General features: G+C 72.0%; 1 pseudogene. It reads left to right on the top strand.

Annotated features, from left to right (window positions below):
* Positions 1-236: pseudogene (locus tag ACYQ0J_RS13620) on the top strand (ATP-binding protein); the annotation flags it as partial.

Here is a 236-nt window from a genome sequence, read left to right as displayed (position 1 = left end):
GGTGGATGGGGTGGGGCGGGGGAGGGACCTCGAGGCCGACCTCAAGGCCTGGCAGAGGCGCTACCCGGGGAACGAGGAGAAGGCGAGGAGCCTCCTCAAGGCCCTCAAGCGCCCCGAAGGGGTGAACCCCGTCACCCTCGTCGTGGACGACGCCACGGGCCTCACCCCCAGTGTGGTCCCCTGGCTGGTGGCCTTCGCCGAGGTGGCCACCCTGGTCCTGGCCGTCCACCCGGAGA

It is taken from the genome of Thermus sp. FJN-A (assembly GCF_054655095.1).
Note: the sequence above shows the minus strand (reverse complement) of the source record. Positions and strands in the feature narration are given on the sequence as shown.